At 54.2% G+C, this 1,033-nt stretch carries 2 protein-coding genes; both read right to left on the reverse strand.

Annotated elements, in window-relative coordinates; translation table 11 throughout:
* Positions 1 to 166 precede the first annotated feature (166 nt).
* Complete coding sequence (locus BTJ49_RS15240) at positions 167 to 511, reverse strand: DUF6678 family protein (RefSeq protein WP_146742398.1); 345 nt, start codon at positions 509 to 511, stop codon at positions 167 to 169.
* Between the two features lie 77 nt (positions 512 to 588).
* A complete protein-coding gene (locus BTJ49_RS15245; RefSeq protein ID WP_113066271.1) occupies positions 589 to 855 on the reverse strand; it encodes a hypothetical protein in 267 nt (88 codons plus the stop codon).
* Positions 856 to 1,033 lie beyond the last annotated feature (178 nt).

The following is a 1,033-nucleotide window of genomic DNA, read 5'->3' on the forward strand; positions in this document are numbered from 1 at the left end:
AGCACGGGCATGTATCACGCAAAAAGTAAGACCGGAAGTGGCCCGAAAACCCAGGGCAAAGGCATCATGCGCCCGGCGTTGACGGGGAGTCTCCTAAGGATTTGTTAGGTGCGTCCCTAGTGAAACTGCACTTGCCAACTCTACATTCTGGCCAAGACTTACGGCTCTAGCGGTAGCCATAAACTGTTGCCCTGCCTTCTCCAGCGATACATTCCATCCCAACCTTGTCGGCAAGCGCCGCCAAGGTGGCGGTCTCACCGGACCGAACCCATTCGATCCAGTAAAACGGATAGGGGCCCATCAAGCCACCCTCGATATAGTTGGGCACGGGGCACCAGAAACGCTTGCAGAGCATTGGTTCATCTTCATCGATGAGCTTGAATTCGAGCGAAATGTCGAAGGCCTTGATCTCGGTGAAGAACTCACTCCACTTGGTGTTGTTGGCCATGGCGCCAAGCCCACGCCGAGCGATAATTGCTCTTGCTTTTTCACGCATGTCGTTGCGGCTCATAGGCACCTAACGCTGGAGTTAAGCGGCGCGCATCAGCGCGTCCGCCTTGAACGAGTAGTTAGATATTGCCTTGCCGCTCACTTTTTGGCGAACGAACTTAGCGCGGAAATTGTATGGCTCACTGCTTGTTCCAAGGTAGCAAAGCCTTGCTCCGTGACGTTGCAGTCCAGAACATGCCAAGTCTCGCCCTTGGGGTAGATGTACCTAGCATGGGTGTACCCATGAATGCCGCGATGTTCGAACTCGCCGACGCCAGCAAATATTGAGCGCCCCAGCGCCCAGTCCCTGACTTGGGCATGGATGCCAGAAGCGATAAGTGCATCAATGGCTTGTTGTTCGGTCATCTAACGCTTGAATTAAGCGGCACGCGTCAGCGTGTCCGCTTGTATGAGTAAAAAGAGACTTCCCCTCCCTTCGGCCTCGAAGGCCATGATGGTGTTGCGATACAACCGTCAGCAGAAGAGGAAGTCTCCATGAACACTATAATCCTTGGCGTGGACTTGGCGAAGACCGCTTTTTCGG

Source organism: Oleiagrimonas sp. MCCC 1A03011, from assembly GCF_003267965.1.
Lineage (GTDB): Bacteria > Pseudomonadota > Gammaproteobacteria > Xanthomonadales > Rhodanobacteraceae > Oleiagrimonas > Oleiagrimonas citrea.

What these genes read in the sequence shown, in the direction of transcription:
- BTJ49_RS15240 (WP_146742398.1), bottom strand. Translation starts at nt 511, where the DNA reads ATGAGCCGCAACGACATGCGTGAAAAAGCAAGAGCAATTATCGCTCGG.
- BTJ49_RS15245 (WP_113066271.1), bottom strand. Translation starts at nt 855, where the DNA reads ATGACCGAACAACAAGCCATTGATGCACTTATCGCTTCTGGCATCCAT.